Source organism: Brevibacillus sp. MS2.2, from assembly GCF_013284345.1.
In the GTDB taxonomy this organism is placed as follows: domain Bacteria; phylum Bacillota; class Bacilli; order Brevibacillales; family Brevibacillaceae; genus Brevibacillus; species Brevibacillus brevis_C.
Genome location: NZ_JABSUZ010000007.1, coordinates 199211 through 215369, shown reverse-complemented (window position 1 = coordinate 215369; position 16159 = coordinate 199211). Strand labels below are relative to the sequence as shown.

Annotated in this window: 16 protein-coding genes; 4 read left to right on the top strand and 12 right to left on the bottom strand. The window is 39.1% G+C overall.

Annotated features, from left to right (window positions below):
- The 8 genes from sucC to HP568_RS09050 form a co-directional block, all read right to left on the bottom strand.
- The coding region (gene sucC / locus HP568_RS09085) for an ADP-forming succinate--CoA ligase subunit beta (RefSeq protein WP_173628911.1) at nt 1-1038 on the bottom strand (1038 nt) is incomplete at its 3' end.
- Nucleotides 1039-1224: 186 nt separating this feature from the next.
- Entirely contained in the window at nt 1225-2280 is a 1056-nt protein-coding gene (locus HP568_RS09080; RefSeq protein ID WP_173628910.1) for a hypothetical protein, read from the bottom strand.
- A 36-nt stretch (nt 2281-2316) separates the two neighbouring features.
- A complete protein-coding gene (locus tag HP568_RS09075; RefSeq protein WP_048033467.1) occupies nt 2317-3210 on the bottom strand; it encodes an AlbA family DNA-binding domain-containing protein in 894 nt (297 codons plus the stop codon).
- 84 nt (nt 3211-3294) lie between these two features.
- Entirely contained in the window at nt 3295-3633 is a 339-nt protein-coding gene (locus HP568_RS09070) for an SCP2 sterol-binding domain-containing protein (protein ID WP_173628909.1), read from the bottom strand.
- Between the two features lie 71 nt (nt 3634-3704).
- Complete coding sequence (locus HP568_RS09065) at nt 3705-4019, bottom strand: YbjQ family protein (protein ID WP_048033469.1); 315 nt, start codon at nt 4017-4019, stop codon at nt 3705-3707.
- 122 nt (nt 4020-4141) lie between these two features.
- Nucleotides 4142-4954: a CBS domain-containing protein gene (locus tag HP568_RS09060; RefSeq protein WP_048033470.1), complete on the bottom strand. Its 813-nt coding sequence runs from the start codon at nt 4952-4954 to the stop codon at nt 4142-4144.
- Nucleotides 4951-5307 (bottom strand): hypothetical protein, encoded by a 357-nt coding sequence (locus HP568_RS09055; protein WP_048033471.1) that lies wholly within the window; start codon nt 5305-5307, stop codon nt 4951-4953. The genes HP568_RS09060 and HP568_RS09055 overlap by 4 nt, the downstream gene beginning before the upstream one ends.
- A 29-nt stretch (nt 5308-5336) precedes the next feature.
- Entirely contained in the window at nt 5337-6059 is a 723-nt protein-coding gene (locus HP568_RS09050; RefSeq protein WP_048033472.1) for an EAL domain-containing protein, read from the bottom strand.
- Nucleotides 6060-6550: 491 nt separating this feature from the next.
- Here HP568_RS09050 and HP568_RS09045 point away from each other — a divergent pair, with 491 nt between their 5' ends.
- Both HP568_RS09045 and HP568_RS30335 read left to right on the top strand, forming a co-directional pair.
- On the top strand, nt 6551-6859 hold the full coding sequence (locus HP568_RS09045) for a protease inhibitor I42 family protein (RefSeq protein ID WP_173628908.1): 309 nt from the start codon (nt 6551-6553) through the stop codon (nt 6857-6859).
- A gap of 385 nt (nt 6860-7244) precedes the next feature.
- Entirely contained in the window at nt 7245-7337 is a 93-nt protein-coding gene (locus tag HP568_RS30335) for a CPCC family cysteine-rich protein (RefSeq protein ID WP_419178488.1), read from the top strand.
- 610 nt (nt 7338-7947) lie between these two features.
- Here the strand turns inward: HP568_RS30335 and HP568_RS09035 are convergent.
- Nucleotides 7948-9492 (bottom strand): YifB family Mg chelatase-like AAA ATPase, encoded by a 1545-nt coding sequence (locus HP568_RS09035; protein WP_173628907.1) that lies wholly within the window; start codon nt 9490-9492, stop codon nt 7948-7950.
- A 338-nt stretch (nt 9493-9830) separates the two neighbouring features.
- Between HP568_RS09035 and HP568_RS09030 the strand changes: the two genes are divergently transcribed.
- Nucleotides 9831-11447, top strand: a complete 1617-nt coding sequence (locus HP568_RS09030; protein ID WP_173628906.1) for a hypothetical protein — start codon at nt 9831-9833, stop codon at nt 11445-11447.
- Nucleotides 11448-11528: 81 nt separating this feature from the next.
- A complete protein-coding gene (locus tag HP568_RS30330) occupies nt 11529-11621 on the top strand; it encodes a DUF7660 family protein (protein ID WP_483862127.1) in 93 nt (30 codons plus the stop codon).
- 231 nt (nt 11622-11852) lie between these two features.
- Here the strand turns inward: HP568_RS30330 and HP568_RS30325 are convergent, their stop codons facing one another.
- The 3 genes from HP568_RS30325 to HP568_RS09015 form a co-directional block, all read right to left on the bottom strand.
- The gene (locus tag HP568_RS30325) at nt 11853-14879 is read right to left on the bottom strand and encodes a GTP-binding protein (protein ID WP_173628905.1); all 3027 of its coding nucleotides are present in this window, start codon (nt 14877-14879) and stop codon (nt 11853-11855) included.
- Nucleotides 14880-14891: 12 nt separating this feature from the next.
- Nucleotides 14892-15287 carry a hypothetical protein gene (locus HP568_RS09020; protein ID WP_173628916.1) on the bottom strand — a complete coding sequence of 132 codons (396 nt, stop codon included), beginning with the start codon at nt 15285-15287 and terminating at the stop codon, nt 14892-14894.
- 223 nt (nt 15288-15510) lie between these two features.
- A complete protein-coding gene (locus HP568_RS09015; protein ID WP_173628904.1) occupies nt 15511-16143 on the bottom strand; it encodes a hypothetical protein in 633 nt (210 codons plus the stop codon).
- Nucleotides 16144-16159 lie beyond the last annotated feature (16 nt).

Sequence of the window (16159 nt, the reverse complement as noted above, 5' to 3'; positions counted from 1 at the left end):
AACGAGAGGTTTGTCCAATTTGATTTGTTTTGCTGCATTCACTACGCCGTTTGCGATAACGTCGCATTTCATGATGCCGCCGAAGATGTTAACGAAAATACCTTTTACTTTTTCGTCACGGAGAATAATTTTAAACGCTTCCGTTACTTTCTCTTCAGTAGCTCCGCCACCAACGTCAAGGAAGTTAGCTGGGTCTCCACCGTAGAATTTCACGATGTCCATTGTTGCCATCGCCAGACCTGCACCGTTTACCATGCAACCGATGTTACCATCAAGTGCGATGTAGGACAGATCGAACTTGGAAGCTTCGATTTCTTTCTCATCTTCTTCATCCAGATCGCGCAGAGCTACGATGTCAGGGTGACGATAGAGAGCGTTACTGTCGAAGTTCAGTTTCGCATCCAGTGCCATTACTTCACCGTCGCCAGTTACAACCAGTGGGTTGATCTCAGCGATAGAAGCATCTTTATCAACAAAAGCTTGGTACAAGCTCATCATGAACTTGGCAGCCTTGTTAATCAATTCTTTTGGAATGTTGATTGCGTAAGCCAGGCGACGAGCTTGGAAGCCATTCAGACCTGTTACTGGATCAACTACTTCTTTGAAGATTTTTTCTGGAGTGTTTGCTGCTACTTCCTCGATGTCCATACCGCCCTCTTCGGAAGCCATCATTACAACGCTTCCAGTAGCACGGTCAACTACTACACCAACGTAGTATTCTTTCTTGATGTCGCAGCCTTGCTCGATCAGAAGGCGCTTAACTTCTTTACCTTCTGGTCCTGTTTGATGAGTAACGAGTACTTTGCCAAGAATTTCGCTGGCATATGTACGAACTTCATCAAGATTTTTTGCAACCTTTACACCGCCAGCCTTACCACGGCCACCAGCGTGAATTTGCGCTTTTACTACGTTTACTTGGGTGCCCAGTTCTTTCGCTGCTTCAACAGCTTCTTCCACTGTGAAAGCTACGCGTCCTTCAGGAACTTTTACACCGTACTGCTTAAGTATCTCTTTACCTTGATACTCATGAATGTTCATTCTCCATCCTCCTATGGCAGATAAAGATCGGCAGGCTTTTAGACCGGTTCAAAGACGTCTGTCTTTTTCCGGTCATAGCCTCCACTATCAGTGCAACGTAACTATTCTACGACAAAAACTGCAAAAGTGGTAGTAATATGTTCTTTTTATCGTGACCAGAAATGCGAAACTTCATGAGGAAATTCCTCATTTTCTTAGAGATTGAAACAATTTCCACTCATTTTCCGCGAGTTCATCGTGAATATACCAAGTTTGATCATACTTAAAGTAACGTTGATATAGTTCAATTCTCTGTTCTGTATCATTCACCAAAAAATGTAGTTCGTATTGTTTTGACCCCGGATCTTTCGGTGGAACATTTAATGGATCTCCATTTTTTAGCAATCGGACGGATTGATGGGCAATTCCTTGCTCGATCGTCGTTTGGGTGACATCCAACTCTGAGTCTTGGATGTTCATTTCGCCATTTGCTATGATGCGAATTCGTGTAGATTTAAATAACTGGTCGATCCTGTCTTCCTTACGATTGCTTGGCGGCATCCATTCTGTTAAGCGCGAAAAGAGGCTACCCTCTACGTGAAAGAAAAACGTTTCTCTTCCAAAAGGAACAGCAATCAGTGTCGGTGTCAAAATGGCCACTTCGACCGGTTTGTCAGCAGAATTTATTCTCATCCGATAGTTTGGGTAGAGTGGATACTGCTTGCTGCGACTGTCCACCTCTGGTATTGCCGATCCCATTACTTTCCTGATGTATTCTGCTTCTGCTTCGTTCAATACGCGCGCCTGACCAAGGTCCTCTGCCGCTAAACGCACGCTCTGAATTTTTTGTGAGAGCACTCCTTTGCCAGTTAACTTGTTTATCCACTGATAAAAATAGCTGGCACCCGCTCCACGATACGTATGTCCTCCAAACTCACTTGCCGACTCCCCCACTGTTACGACAAGTGGGGCCTGCTGTGTTCGGTAGAGGACAAGTGTAAAACGTACATCTTCTTGCTTTAAAGGCTCGGATGATATTTGTAAATCTTGTCCCTGACCGGACAGTTCTTGCAAAAACGAGCGCAAGTCCAATAATACTTCCTGTCCATCCGTTGACATCACCGTTACTTTTTCAACCGCACCAAGCTCTGTCTCTATATGATCTTTCATGTCATCAGAAACCTTGCCTGACTGTGCACAGCCAGTGACGAACAAACTACTCACCATCATAACCAGTAGACACGTACGTAAAGACGATATCACGCAGTAACCCTCCTCGTGTATTCCTGTAAGATAACGCTACAGAAGTCCCAATCGACGGCTGATCTCACTGCCAAGCTTTCGTTTCACGTAAATTTCACCAATTTGGTGAGGATCTTTCACGACAACGGAGCGATTGTTCGTACGAATCACCACATACTTTTCACTGTTTTTGTCCAAACCACAAATCAAATCAGATGAGGCTTCTACAAAGATAGATACCACTGTTTTCCCATCTATTTTTTTCAACGAAATTTTTGGGAATGGGGTCACAAACGGTGTCGTCTTATCTTGGATATATTGCGTGATGGCAAGAATGTACTTGTCCGGGTCTCCGTACTGTTCGATCTCATGGTCAATCCCGCACACTGTCCCCTCATCTGTAATACCTAAAAATAAATTCCCGTTGTTTGAATTCGCAAACGCCACAATAGACTTAATAATTCCCGTCTTCGAATACAGAAAGTCGCGTTTGAATTCAATCATGTCGTTCTCACCAAGTTTTGTTGCTGTTACGGGATCATCGATTCGGCCTAAATAGCGAAAGCGACTGATGGCTCCTAAGCGATAGACGTATTCTTCAAATATATCAGCAGGCAGAGAAAGGTCTTCTATGCTTGCATCTGTGTTTTGCCACAATTTATATGTTTGAGGAGCAAAGCACATGTCAAACAATACATTTCCACCGAGCGAGCGTATGTTCATACCGATGGAAGCAGGCATGATCTTCCCCGGCTGATAAGGGGCATCTGTTTCCACTTCCAATACTCCTGAATGAATTAAATAATCGAAATAATGACGCGGTAATTGTGCATGATGCTTTAATAACTGACGTTCTGGCTTGGGTCGTCTGATTTCTTGATAAAAATCAAAACGCACAGATTGTTCTTCCAGTTGGCTTACCATCGCAATCAATGAACAAATATGGCGCATGTTTCCCCTCGTTTTATGTTAGAGTAGGTGTCATTGTTTGGTCATATTTTAACGCAACCTTTTAAGAATTGACTAGTTTTTTCGTTATTTTTGTGATTGATAGTGATGTAAGATTGTTTGCAATTTAAACGAAAGTCCCATTTCTCCGCTAATTTTCAGCTTCCCCGTTACAAAAGCAACGGTGGGATTCAAGCGTCCCTCTACGAGCTTAATAAAATCTTTGTCAGACAACTCCAGCTTGCAGCCTGCTTCCCTTGTCACACCCAGCTTGTAGTCCGCTTGATTATCGGCAAAAACAACCTCGTAGGTGCCCCCTTCTTCTCCACTTAGGACAAAATGATAAACCGCATGTAATCCAGCGATCCCTTGTGGTTGGGCGTTTATTCTATCTGATAAATCCTGAAGGGTTTTTTGTACTTGCATGCTCACTTCTCCTTGCATTCTATGTATCAGAACCGCTTTCGGTAAAAAAAGAAAGCCGGGTGTTTACCGGCTTACTTCACACGGACAGCTGTGCCTGTGGCAATAACCATCATCATACCTTCTCGCAATGTTTCGAAGTCGAGATCAACCCCAATTACTGCATTTGCACCTAATACCCGTGCTTTTTCTTTCATTTCACGCAAGGCCAGTTCACGACCCTCTGAGAGCTTGCTCTCATACGAGCCACTTCTGCCTCCGATGATGTCTGTAATCCCTGCGAGAAAGTCACGGACTACGTTTGCACCCATGATTACCTCTCCACTGACGATATCCAGATACTCCTCCACTTCTTTTCCTTGGATCATGCTGGTAGTAGTTACAATCATGTCATTGCCTCCCATATTGATCTATTCACAATATGTATTACGTACCATAAAATAATCGGTTGCAAAGAAAGATCTGAGCCTGTCCAAAAGTGTATGCGCATTGCTGGCAAACTATACTTTTCCTATCCCACCGTGGAAGTAAGGTTTTTGGATAATTTGGCAGCAGAGGAGCCTAAACTTGCTTCAGCGATTAATTCCCGCCAAGATCTAGCGAAGAAGTCTGGTGTTTGATACCCGTTCACATGACCAACAGCTGCAGATACGAAGATATCCAGAACGTTTGTTGGACGTGTAATGAGCGCAATGTACTCCTGAATCTGTTCATCGGAAATCGTAGAGATCAAAACAAACTCGTCCCCTGCATAACGACATAAATAATCCCCCTGTTCTTCAGCCAAAGAAGAGAGGACCGAAGAATAGGTGCGAATGACATCATCCCCGAATGGATGTCCATGCAGCTTATTAATTCGGCCAAAGTCGTTCAAATCGATAAAAAGCAAATGGAAAGGTTTTCGCTCCTTTAAAAAATTTTCCCCAATAAATTGGATGTATGGAGCGCGATACAAACCCGATAATGGGTCTCGATATTCTGCTATTTTCATCTCTACGATTTCTTTTGTGATGAATCCGATTAGTTGATCCTCTTGTTTGACCAAAGCAAGCCCATTTTGTTCTTGATGAAGCGCGTGATAGGCCTCCCAAACATTGTGATTGGCTGACAGATAGAACGGCTGACTACTCATGGCGTCGGCAACGATTCGGTTTGGATGAGCTGACAAAACATCTCTCGTCGTTACCATTCCCAGTACCTCTCCGTGATCCATGACAACTAACGAATCAACTTGAGATTCGTTCATTCGCTCCGCCGCATAAGAGACACTTTTGTCAGAGGTGATGGTACAAATCGTCGTCGTCATGATGTCGGAGATGTTCATAAGAGATCCACCTCTCGTTGAACAGACAATGCTATTTTCAACTCAGATCGCAGAACCATGGAGTCGCTAATCATACGCTCTGCCTCTTCCAGAATGATTTTCATCAACAATTTTTCATCAATCATTTGCAAAAGGGTATTTCTTAACAAAACCGCCTCAATCTTCGGATGATCCATTTTCAGCAAAGTAAACTGTTCTGGTGAAAGAGCATCCGCCATTCTCCTTACAGCCTCTGGACCAATTGGTGCTTTCCGTCCGATGATCAACAGATCCTGCATCGGAGGGACTTCAAACTCGGATATTTTTAAGGAAAGCGTTGCCTTCCGTGAATATACGTTGTTATCACTAGCCATAAAAATTCCTCCAATTCTGCATTGCCCTCTTATTCGTCCGGCAAACTGCCTGGTTTACCAAACAAGTATCCCTGGCCGATTGCAACGCCCAATAAAGAAGCACAAGCAAAATCCTCTTCTTCTTCAACTCCTTCGAGAATGAGTTGAGGTGCATCTTTGCAAAAATCAACAAACAACTTTATAGTCTTTTGCTTTTCTAATGAACTCGAGAGCTCTTGCGAAAAAAAGCGATCAATCTTGATGTAATCAGGCGAAATATCTTCAATTTTACTGAATATGTTTGCGCCATCTCCGACATCATCCAACGCAATTAGGAACCCCAACTTTTTCAATTCAGCTATGCGCCGTGTAAAAATGGGTTCGCTCCAGCATTCTCCTTCCATAATCGATTCGTTGATCTCCAATACGATTTGGTTTAAAAAGGGACGGAAGGAACGAGCGATCTTTTGAATGAAGCCAGGGAATGTGTCTTCTATTATGGTAGAAGGAAAAATATTCACAAATATAAGCTCGTTTTTGTGTTCAATCGACGAATGAAAAAAAGTCAAGAGCGCATAATGCAGGGAATGGGTGTCAAGCTCTGGCAGCATTTTGTTTTCCTTCGCCAAAGAAAACAAAGTCTCTGGATGGATCCCCGCTTTACTGCGAAGTAATACCTCATACCCTATCCTACTTTTCTCAGGAAGTTGACATATTGGCTGAAATGCGTGGTAGTACTCTTTTTTCTTAAATAATTCTGCAATGCTCTCCATCAATTTTCCTTTCCCTTTCCTAGCAAGTATGAACACAAAGAAAAAGCTTCTTCTATGCGCGAGATATTCTGCGCCATGGAAGTGCTGGGAAATGTACCTACATGCACGAGCAAAAGAAATTTACTCTCTCTGGATATTTCTAGCCTTAACTCCAACTAGGTAATAAAGATTACAAATATCCGCAGACATTTCGACAATATATGTCTTTGTCCCTACTTATTCGCCAACATCTTGCATATTCCTTTCCAGATCATACTAATTGTTTCAAATTAATTAGGAACATTGTACGTATAATGGCTATTTTCTATCGTTATATTTTCGCTAAATGATAGATGTATCAAGTAATTCCACAACTTGTAAACGAACTGAATCACATGAAATAAATGATAATAAATTTTTTATTGCTTGTTTCGTCGTTAGCAGCTATCAAGCTTTTTTCATATGGTATGGAAAATCGGTATCGACTTCATCCAAAGAGAGGAAGGATGGCCGTGGTCAAGACCTCAACGTATACACTACATGTTCAGGAAGGCCACTTGTTCACGATTACGCTAGCGGCAAATCCCTCTACCGGCTATCAGTGGGACTTGTCTAATCCTGTGGATGTTCGCTTTTTAGCGTTGCATGCGAATCATTTTGTTCCACCACCATCGCCAGGTCGCATTGGGCAAGAGGGGCATCAGGTGATGTCCTTTCAGGCTTTGCGGCGAGGAATGACGTCGATTTCTGTGAAGTATTGTCGGCCTTGGGATAGTGGGGATTGCGGAGAGTTTGTGTTTTATGTTGTTGCGATTGTATAGGGTTCTGAGTTGAAAAGTACCTACTGTTACTTACACGCTGGTGAAGCGCTTAGTCTGCATGATCTGCATACTGATTCAAACTGCAACATATTGATAATCATCCAGTTATATATGGTATAATTTGGATGAGGTGAGAAATATGGGTTTCATAATTTTTACTGCGTTATACCTTAACCCGATTCTGGCTATTTTGTTCTTTGTTAACTTTACATTTATTATGAAGAAAATTGTCAACAATAAGGATTATAGGCGGAATGCAGTCTTTGGATCGTTTTTGATCGTGTGGATCTTTTTTTCTTATGGATTGCTCATTATGGCAAGTTAGTTTGTTGGGAGAATTCGATATCTGCCCCATTTACTTCTGGGAGGATGGTTCTTTCCATTTATGGACCCAGATTCAGATGGAGGCGCAAACAACTTATTACTACAAGAGGCCCAAAGAAACTTTATTCGTTTGGGAGCCTGCGGATCTTGGTAAATCTTTTGTTAGAAAGCCTACATACGATGACGAAAAAGATAAAAAGTGGATGCCACTGTCTTGAGATTAATGTAATGATGCGAGAGATAATTACTGCACTACTCTGTTTTCTTAAGCAATTGTTGAGGATTTCTCCTTTCCACAAATTCGGACACTTTGGAGCTGAAAATATTGTTCAAACGTTATACAAATAAATACGCTCGATGGATTCGGATTCTGGCACTTGTTATTACTATAGTTGGTTTTATCGTCGGGTTATATATTTGGTTCGACGATCTTAACGATAATTTTCTTCATTTTCTAACAAGTGTGTTTTACGCTATCATTCCTTCTATATTCTTGCTTGGATTTGCTGAAGTAATTGAAATCTTGTACCGTATTCATTTACGATTAGAATTCACTGCTGAGGATAAGAGTTTGTTTGATGAAACTAATGAGTCTGAATTAGGTTAACATTCACATCTATTGCGCATAAAAAATGAAAATAATCGTTTCTTCCTCATGGTATCTATGTTCTGTCTTTCCACACTAGCAAGGATGTTAAATGTTTATACCTTTGAAGTAGTGGCACTGAGTTTACATTTATCTGTTGTTGGTATATCTAGCACACTTAAAAAAGTAGCCCTCGATCCAAGGCTCTGTAGCGAATCGCTTCTGCTACATGTGCAGCATCTACTCGGGAAGCGCCATCTAAATCTGCAATCGTTCTCGCCACTTTCACAATTCTATCGTAGGCTCTTGCACTCAAACCTAATGTCTCGAAGGCAAGCTGTAGCATCTCTTGTCCTTCCTTATCCAGCTGAGCAAAATGTCGCAGTTCTTCGCCATTCATCACACTGTTAAAAGGACATCCGGGACGGTAGTGGTATCTTTCGCATTGAACAGCCCTCGCTTGTTCTACTCGTTGTTGAATGTCTTTTGAGGACTCCTCTGCTTTTCTGTTGTGAAGAAGTTGAACTGGCACTCTCGGCACCTCGATGTGCAGGTCGATGCGGTCTAGAAGGGGACCTGAGAGCTTTGAGCGGTATTTGTAGATTTGTTGGGGAGAGCATGAGCAGGTTTGCTTCTCTCGAGTACCGAAGAATCCGCAAGGACAAGGATTACACGAACCAATTAACAGAAACCGAGCAGGAAAGGTAAAAACCTGCTTGGATCGTCCAATCGTGACAACCCCTGATTCCAGCGGCTGGCGCAGTACCTCTAATACATGCCGAGAAAACTCGGGCATTTCATCTAGGAAGAGGATCCCACTGTGAGACAAGCTACATTCTCCGGGACGCGGGATTTGTGCGCCACCGCCAATCAGTGCAGTAGCCGTAATCGTGTGATGCGGTGCACGAAAAGGTCTCTCCTCGACAAGCCCACTCTCCCGCTTTAATTGACCAGCAATACTGTATATTTTCGTCACTTCGTAAGATTCATGAATGGTCATGTTTGGCATGATACCAGGCAGGCAAGTAGCTAAAAGAGTTTTCCCTGAACCTGGGGGCCCCACCAATATCACATTATGAAATCCGGCTGCTGCGATCTCCAGGCCACGTTTTACAAATTGCTGTCCGTAAACATTGGCAAAATCGGGAGGCAGCTGGTTGGTATTTGTCTTGCCTGTTTGTGTTTCGTGATAAATCAAGTCAGAGTCCTTACAATGAAGTCCTTCTTTCCAGTAGTTCACGGCCTCTTCCAGATTGCTCGCAGGCAAAACGGTAATGTCGACGAGCCGTGCTTCCGCTGCATTTTGTTCGGGGAGAATCACGTGGGTAAATCCTGCATTTTTGGCTTCTAGTAAGATGGGGAGTACACCCGTTACAGGGCGAAGGGAACCGTCTAATGCCAACTCTCCTAGAACGAGAATCCGTTCCTGCCTGGGTAGCATTTGTTTAGAGGCGAGTAAAATTCCAAACGCAATAGCAAGGTCAAAGCCTGAGCCTTCCTTACGCTGGTCTGCTGGTGCCAGGTTGACGGTGATCCGCTGCATTGGGTAATCGTATCCTGCATTGCGCAAGGCAGCACGAACACGATCTCTCGCTTCTTTTACTGCTGAACCGCCAAGTCCGACCAAATCGAATTGAGGTAAGCCATTTGCTATGTCTGTTTCTACAGTGACTACCATTCCATCTATGCCGAGTACTGTGCCTGAATAGCTGCATGCGTACATGTTCTCTCCCCCTCTGGTTATAGGGTAGGAAAAGATAGAGGGGGTGGGCAAGTAAATTTGGAGCTCAAGTCTTGTAATATTGGATCAGACAATTTATTAATTGGGTAATCCCCCCTTACATCTTCAACCAAATAAGACAAGCACCTATCAGAATTCGAAAACTTCTTCTCTTTCGAACAGGACAAGCTATGCAAAAGGAAGATAAAAGACGGCTTTGGAGCATGTAAGGTACTCGGGTTATCTAGCGGAGCAGAATAACAAGAAATGACAACGAGACACGCATTAGAGTAAGCATGTCTTTATTTTATTTTAAATACTAAAAGAAAGGTGAATCATAGATGCAAGAATATTACATGTACATGCGATCACGTTATATTCACAGATTAGAAGAAAAAATAGAATTAAAAGATCTAGTAGATTTAGCAAAAATGAAAATCGATCCTTCATTAGAAGACATTCCACTCTTGTTCTTATCATCATATTATGATTTCCTCTGTACTGAACCCTACTCTTTGTGGAATGAAAAAGTTGCTGCACGAACTTTTGAAGGACTCCAAAACATTTATAATAATAGTGTTGATATAGAACAGGCTTTAAAATCTGTTCTGACACATTTTTTAATCTCGTATGCATGTTATAAGGAACTAATTAAGATAATAGAAGATCTTTCATTCGTGAACGATAGCCCAGAAATAAAAACAAGAATGTATCGAATCCCCACTTATAATGGATTAATTGAAGGATGTCTAACAAATTTATATAAGTCGTTCCGTGATTTGCTAGATTTGATCGTTGAAAAAGACTTGAAATCACAAACAAGACTTAATGGTCTTTATGAAATGCTTGTAAGTAATGGATACCCAGAATTATGCGAAAATGTTGATGTTGATCTACGTAATGCAATTAATCATGGAGGCATTTTTTTAACTGACATAAAGGCTCAATTTTACTTTTATAAAAAAGGTAAACAAGAAGTAAAAGAAATGACCTATTCTGATTTTGACCGAACAATTGAGAATCTTTTTGACGATGTAAGTGGAATGATAGTCGCCTATATTAGATTCTTCTCGATCTATCCTGATATCATGTCTTCTATAGAGACGATCATGCAAAGTGATACATTTATTAAAAACGGTCTTATCAAAATATTACTCTCTTTGCCGGGTGCAACATGCGGAGTAATTTCTGAATCACCAGATGGAACTCAACTAAATATGATGTTTAATACAAGATTTAATGAACGTGGAGAACTTGTGAAATTTTCTATTGAAGTAGCTTCAATAGCTAGGGCTATTTATCCATCTTATGATTCTTACTTTGTTTCAATTTCTAATGAACGAATGTTACCAGGGTGGGCAAGGTATTCTGCAATAGATCTCGATGCAGTAGCCAATAGTGAGATTGATATCATCGACTTGTACACGAAGAGCGAAAGTCGTGGAGATGTCCTTTTCTGGGAGCCTAACAATGAATTACTTGATTTGGATTATATTAAATATCATCGATTCCCCATCACCAAGGGAAATGGGTGGCGGTTAGCTAACATATCTGATTGCAGTACTAAAGAGTTTAAAAGGTTAAAAGCAGATTTATTTATTGAAAAGAAAATGTCAAAGAAGGAATACATACGGATTGTTAATGATTCAATACGAAAATTAAAAAGCATGTTTAATCCTCCAACTCCACAAATTAAAGTGAAACATGGAGATATTCCTGCAGACTCGATATATTTAAATGTTTACCTTGGTAATATAAGAATAAGAAACAAAAGTCTATTTACGTCGAACAATAATTTCTTACTATATGCCGAATACAATTCACCAGGCGTCTCTTTTCTAAAAAATGGTGGATTACCTGATGTAGCTTGGGTTCCTCTACTTAAAGAGCATATTGGCAACATACTTTATGCTTGGAACCCTAATACTATACAATCAGAAAATGAAAGCAGAATTTAGCCTATCTATATAATAAAGAATTTTATTTTAGGGAGAATATCTTAATATGGACCTTTTTAAGAAATGCGAGAATGTTGATTCATAGTTGAGCTTATTCAATTCATAAATTCATTAAGACACGATCTTCAAGTGAACCCAAGTGAATGGGAAAACCTCTCGCTCGCTGCCTTTTAGAAGCAATGGAATCCTGGATGGAAGATACAGTAGATATGGGATATCTGCCAGATAAGCCCGAGTGGAAATCACTTGCAGCCATCCTATACATGGGGAAGATTTATAAGTAGTATTTGGAATATAAGAGGTACTTGAGGTATCTTGTGGAGCAACAGATATTACAAAAAGACTCGCAAACTATTTGCGAGTCTCGTATCACAATGTCAAATCTCCCTTTTTAATAGATCATCCTTATTTGGCATTTATCATTGCGTCCCTGGGTGTAAGATCTTTTATGCATTCAGATATCACAGGAAGTTCATATGGAATGTTATATATCGTTAACACTAGGTTAAAAAGATTTAAAAAGTAGTCTTCAGCATTGCTAAAATTACTTCTTACTTTTTTGGCTAGTAATGGAGGCAAAACTTCATCGCTTTCAGATTCAATAATTAATGGAAGAACTGTTTTCTTTTCTTCCTCTGTCCCAATCATGCGTTGATTAATTAAGTCCATTTCTGCTGCAACAATACTGCCATTTTGAGAAAATTGATTCTCATACTTGGTCAAATATAATTTTGTACCTACTACAATTATGTAGTTAGCATTTTTTATTTTGGATATAAACCTAGCCACATCTTCCCCAATCCTCTTATTATGCCATCTATCTAATATTACATCTATTCCTACATTTCTTAAATCAGTTGCTAAATGTCTTTCAATCCACGTTTCCTGTTCAACATTACCGTGTGCGTAACTAATAAAACAACTTGGTTCTTTTATTTCACTCTCGTTTATCAAGCGCGTAATCCTCGATAAAGCAGTTTCAAAAATTGATCTTCCTTCTGCTACTTTCTGCTCAACGTATAATTGCCTTTTTTCTTCTACAGTCAAGTTAAGACTTTCTTCAACATTATCAATTTCTAACTTTTTTCCACAATCTGTACAAAACAAATGATCTTTACCGCGTTGAAGTCGTCTTACTATTTCACTTCTTTCTTGCTGATAATCACAATTAGTGCAAATTACTGGTGTGAATCGCTTTACCTTTACATCACGAACAAGTAAGAACTTTTCAAATAATCCTTGGAATAAATTACGAATATATTGTGGTACTTGCTCACTGTAATACAGTATAAATGTTACTTCCCCTTCTTTTTCTGAAATTTGTCTAAATCCACATATTTCATTTTCGTCAACTTCGTATTGAGCTTGATTTTGCCATTGGTTAGTTCTTGTAAAAGTATTCGTATAACCAAGAAGTACAACCAATGCAGAGTAAACATTTTCAACAGAACCCATTACAGTATAAGATACATCCTCAATATACTTTTCATCTTCAAACTGTGGTTTCTTTTGATTTATCAATCCTGGAAATATTAAGTAAGTATTATTTCCAAGCCTTTCCCTAAAGCAAATATGGTTCTGTATGAATAATAATATTGTTGCATCAAACATTATTTCCTGTTCTGTAATATCAAATGTTTTCAGCTCATTGAAATTGTAACTATTATGAATAATTTTATCTTCTTCTAGTGCACCTAATCCCTTTTCATTTCGTCTTGCTTCAATAACAAAAGAAGAAGCTAAGTTCACTAATAAATCCGGGGAAAGCAAGACCATCTTCTCACTTTTCGATGTTGTTATAAGATTGACAAAACCGTGTTTCTTTAAACTCCTAATTGCTCCTAATATTTCTGAATCGGTGAAATCACAAATTTCCTCCAGTTCCTCCTTTAACTCAGAAATTAATATTAACCTCTTAGTTAATAATGGGGATTCTTTCAATTTCAACACATGATCTTTAATTTCTTTAAACAATTGTGTTGTTGAAGTCGGAATTTTTTCATCCCATTGAATTGAGCTTTTTATTTTATCCCTTAATTTGTCTAAGTTATAGTCAGTAGCCGCACTTGTAGAAATATAACCGCCTTCAATATTATGGTATTCACAAAACTTTTGAATTTCTTCTTTACTTAGAGTTATATCGCCTCTATCTGTCCTAGCTCCAACTAGTATTTTACTTGACTCAGTATTTTTGTTATTAATAGTTTTTACCCAATACTCTACACCCTTTAGAGGATCTTGCCTAACTGTAGGATCAAATAATATTAATATTAGATCAGCATCATCTAGGAACAAAGTATGTAATAACCTATAGTCATGTTGACCGGCAAAATCCCATAATATCACTTCATGTTCATGCCCCCGACTATCAATTTCATTTAGCGTGTCTAGAACCCAAAATTGTTCTCCGTGAGTTGATGAATGTTCTTTAAATTCACCATGTGCAAGACACCAACCTAGACCAGTCTTTCCAACACCAGTGTCGCCAACTAAAGCTATTTTCGCAGTTGAGTAATGAAGTGATTTTGAATCATATGGTGCTTTATTTTGAAATGAATCAAACGCCCATATACTCACCACTTCATCTTGATCAGATAATGTCATTAACTCATGTCTATATGGATGAAATACTAACATGCTAAATAAGTGTGAAGTTGTAGGCTCGAACACCTCGTGTAATATTTCCCAGTTTTTGCAATCCCAGATAATTATCTTATCGTCTCTACCTTGTGAAGCAAGTAAGCTATCATCATATGAAAAACTAATGCTTTTGATTGTTTCTGTATGGCCTTCGATAATTGTTTTAGGTCTTCTTTTTTGAACATCCCAGACAAAAATACTGCCATCATCATTTCCCGCTACTAGGAGATTACTGCTTCTATTCCAAGTCAAGCAAAGACAATGAGTGTCAGGGTATTTTAATACTACCTCTTCATTATTCTCAAAAAAATAAACAATTATTTTATTTCCATTAGAGAATGCTACACATTCATCGTTTGGAGAGAACGCAATCGCTAAACTTAAATCCTCTATTCTCCTTTGATAGATTACTATTTGAGATTCTAAATCCATAAGATAAAAAAAATTATCCCCTGTGAACATAGCTAAATACTGTCCATCTGAGGAGAATGAGGGCATAGTCCATTTTTCCGATACTATAGGTATTATAGTATCACTTAGTATTTCCCAAGTATCAAAAATACTCATTTTGTTGGATGACACTACTAGACCTACTACCCTAGCATTGGATAACATGGAAATTGAATACTGATTCAAACCACTTAAGAAGTGTTCATCGACTTTTTCGAGGGTAAAATTGTTATATACCATATATTTATCAGCTTTCGCAACGAAGAAATGCTCACCATCTTTTGAATATCCCATTTTTGCAATCCTGCCCATGCTAGGTGCTATACTTCCCAGATTTTTCATGATGTAATCCTCCTAAAATATTAGCCATGCAATCACGAAAATCGAAAAAATTATCCCCCCATAAAATCCAAGTAATGTAATTGATGTAAAACACACACCCCACGTCTCAAATGATTTATACTGACTAGCATCCATTGAGAAATCTATATTATTTATATCTTTCATTCTTATTTCATTAAAATGTTTCCTATATAAACGTTCTTGCCACAAAAAATAGGAATCTAAGATCCAAAAAACAATAACTTGGAAAAGTGATATAATAATAAATTTAGAATTTGATTCTTTTGCAGCAAGTGCAAATAATGCTGAAACTAAAGTTATTGACCATCCCTTAATTAAAAATGAATTATTCGACATTCTATTTATTACACCTTGAATTAGTTCCAAGTGCTTGATTTTGTTTTCCATAAAATCCTCCATAAAAAAATATAACAAGAAAAATCCATTTTCCGAATATTAATTAAACACTTTCACTAAACCTGCTGTTATTTTTATTCGTTGTATAAGATTTTTCATTGTACTCTCTAGCGTCCTCTGAATAGTGAACTCTTCTATAACAGTTAGAACAAATAGCTGCAACAGGCTGATCCGCCGTCTAACATTCTCAGCAAACTTTCTACCTCATCCACGTTTATTCGTTTTGATAAACCCTTTGTTCAGCTCTTATAGTTCGCTTATTTTTCGCGTCTTGTTCAATCTCCCAAATGATTTGTTGAATTACTGGTGAAGGAAAGAAATGCTTACTTCTACTTTTGGGATCTATGTATTTTCTTAGATGTTTTTTTAAGAATTTGTGAATCTCGTCTAGACTAATGCAAATAAAGCTAGGTATGTCTCGTCCATCATCGGTAATTAGCACTTTTCCAACCTGATGATATTCACCGGACACTATCGGATCTGAAGATAGTTTCACTACTAGTTTATTAACCTTAGAATGTGAGAAGAAACCTATTCTCTCTAACCCATACCTTAACCTGTCTCTTCTTGTTAAGCGAATGTCACTGGGTGTTGTTCTACCTGCTTTTACTTCGCATATTATGCCTATATTTTTCTTGTCATCAAAATTTCTGAAGAGGAGCTCATGCTTGTCTACTTCTCTCCCCCCGACGATCTCAAACGTATATTTTTGTCGTATAGCCAAGATATCAATATCGGCACTATGAGTGGAATCAAGTCCATCATTGTGCAATACAAAATTGTCCAACAGAAAAAAACCATTCAATCTAAAGTACCAATAAGCCATTTCTTCAGCGAAATTCCTCATGCACTTCTCCTAACTT

Coding starts and splice junctions, on each gene's coding strand:
- HP568_RS09075 (WP_048033467.1), bottom strand. CDS start 3,210: ATGCGCCATATTTGTTCATTGATTGCGATGGTAAGCCAACTGGAAGAA.
- HP568_RS09070 (WP_173628909.1), bottom strand. CDS start 3,633: ATGCAAGTACAAAAAACCCTTCAGGATTTATCAGATAGAATAAACGCC.
- HP568_RS09065 (WP_048033469.1), bottom strand. CDS start 4,019: ATGATTGTAACTACTACCAGCATGATCCAAGGAAAAGAAGTGGAGGAG.
- HP568_RS09060 (WP_048033470.1), bottom strand. CDS start 4,954: ATGAACATCTCCGACATCATGACGACGACGATTTGTACCATCACCTCT.
- HP568_RS09055 (WP_048033471.1), bottom strand. CDS start 5,307: ATGGCTAGTGATAACAACGTATATTCACGGAAGGCAACGCTTTCCTTA.
- HP568_RS09050 (WP_048033472.1), bottom strand. CDS start 6,059: ATGGAGAGCATTGCAGAATTATTTAAGAAAAAAGAGTACTACCACGCA.
- HP568_RS30335 (WP_419178488.1), top strand. CDS start 7,245: ATGGACCCAGATTCAGATGGAGGCGCAAACAACTTATTACTACAAGAG.
- HP568_RS09035 (WP_173628907.1), bottom strand. CDS start 9,492: ATGTACGCATGCAGCTATTCAGGCACAGTACTCGGCATAGATGGAATG.
- HP568_RS09030 (WP_173628906.1), top strand. CDS start 9,831: ATGCAAGAATATTACATGTACATGCGATCACGTTATATTCACAGATTA.
- HP568_RS30325 (WP_173628905.1), bottom strand. CDS start 14,879: ATGAAAAATCTGGGAAGTATAGCACCTAGCATGGGCAGGATTGCAAAA.
- HP568_RS09020 (WP_173628916.1), bottom strand. CDS start 15,287: ATGGAAAACAAAATCAAGCACTTGGAACTAATTCAAGGTGTAATAAAT.
- HP568_RS09015 (WP_173628904.1), bottom strand. CDS start 16,143: ATGAGGAATTTCGCTGAAGAAATGGCTTATTGGTACTTTAGATTGAAT.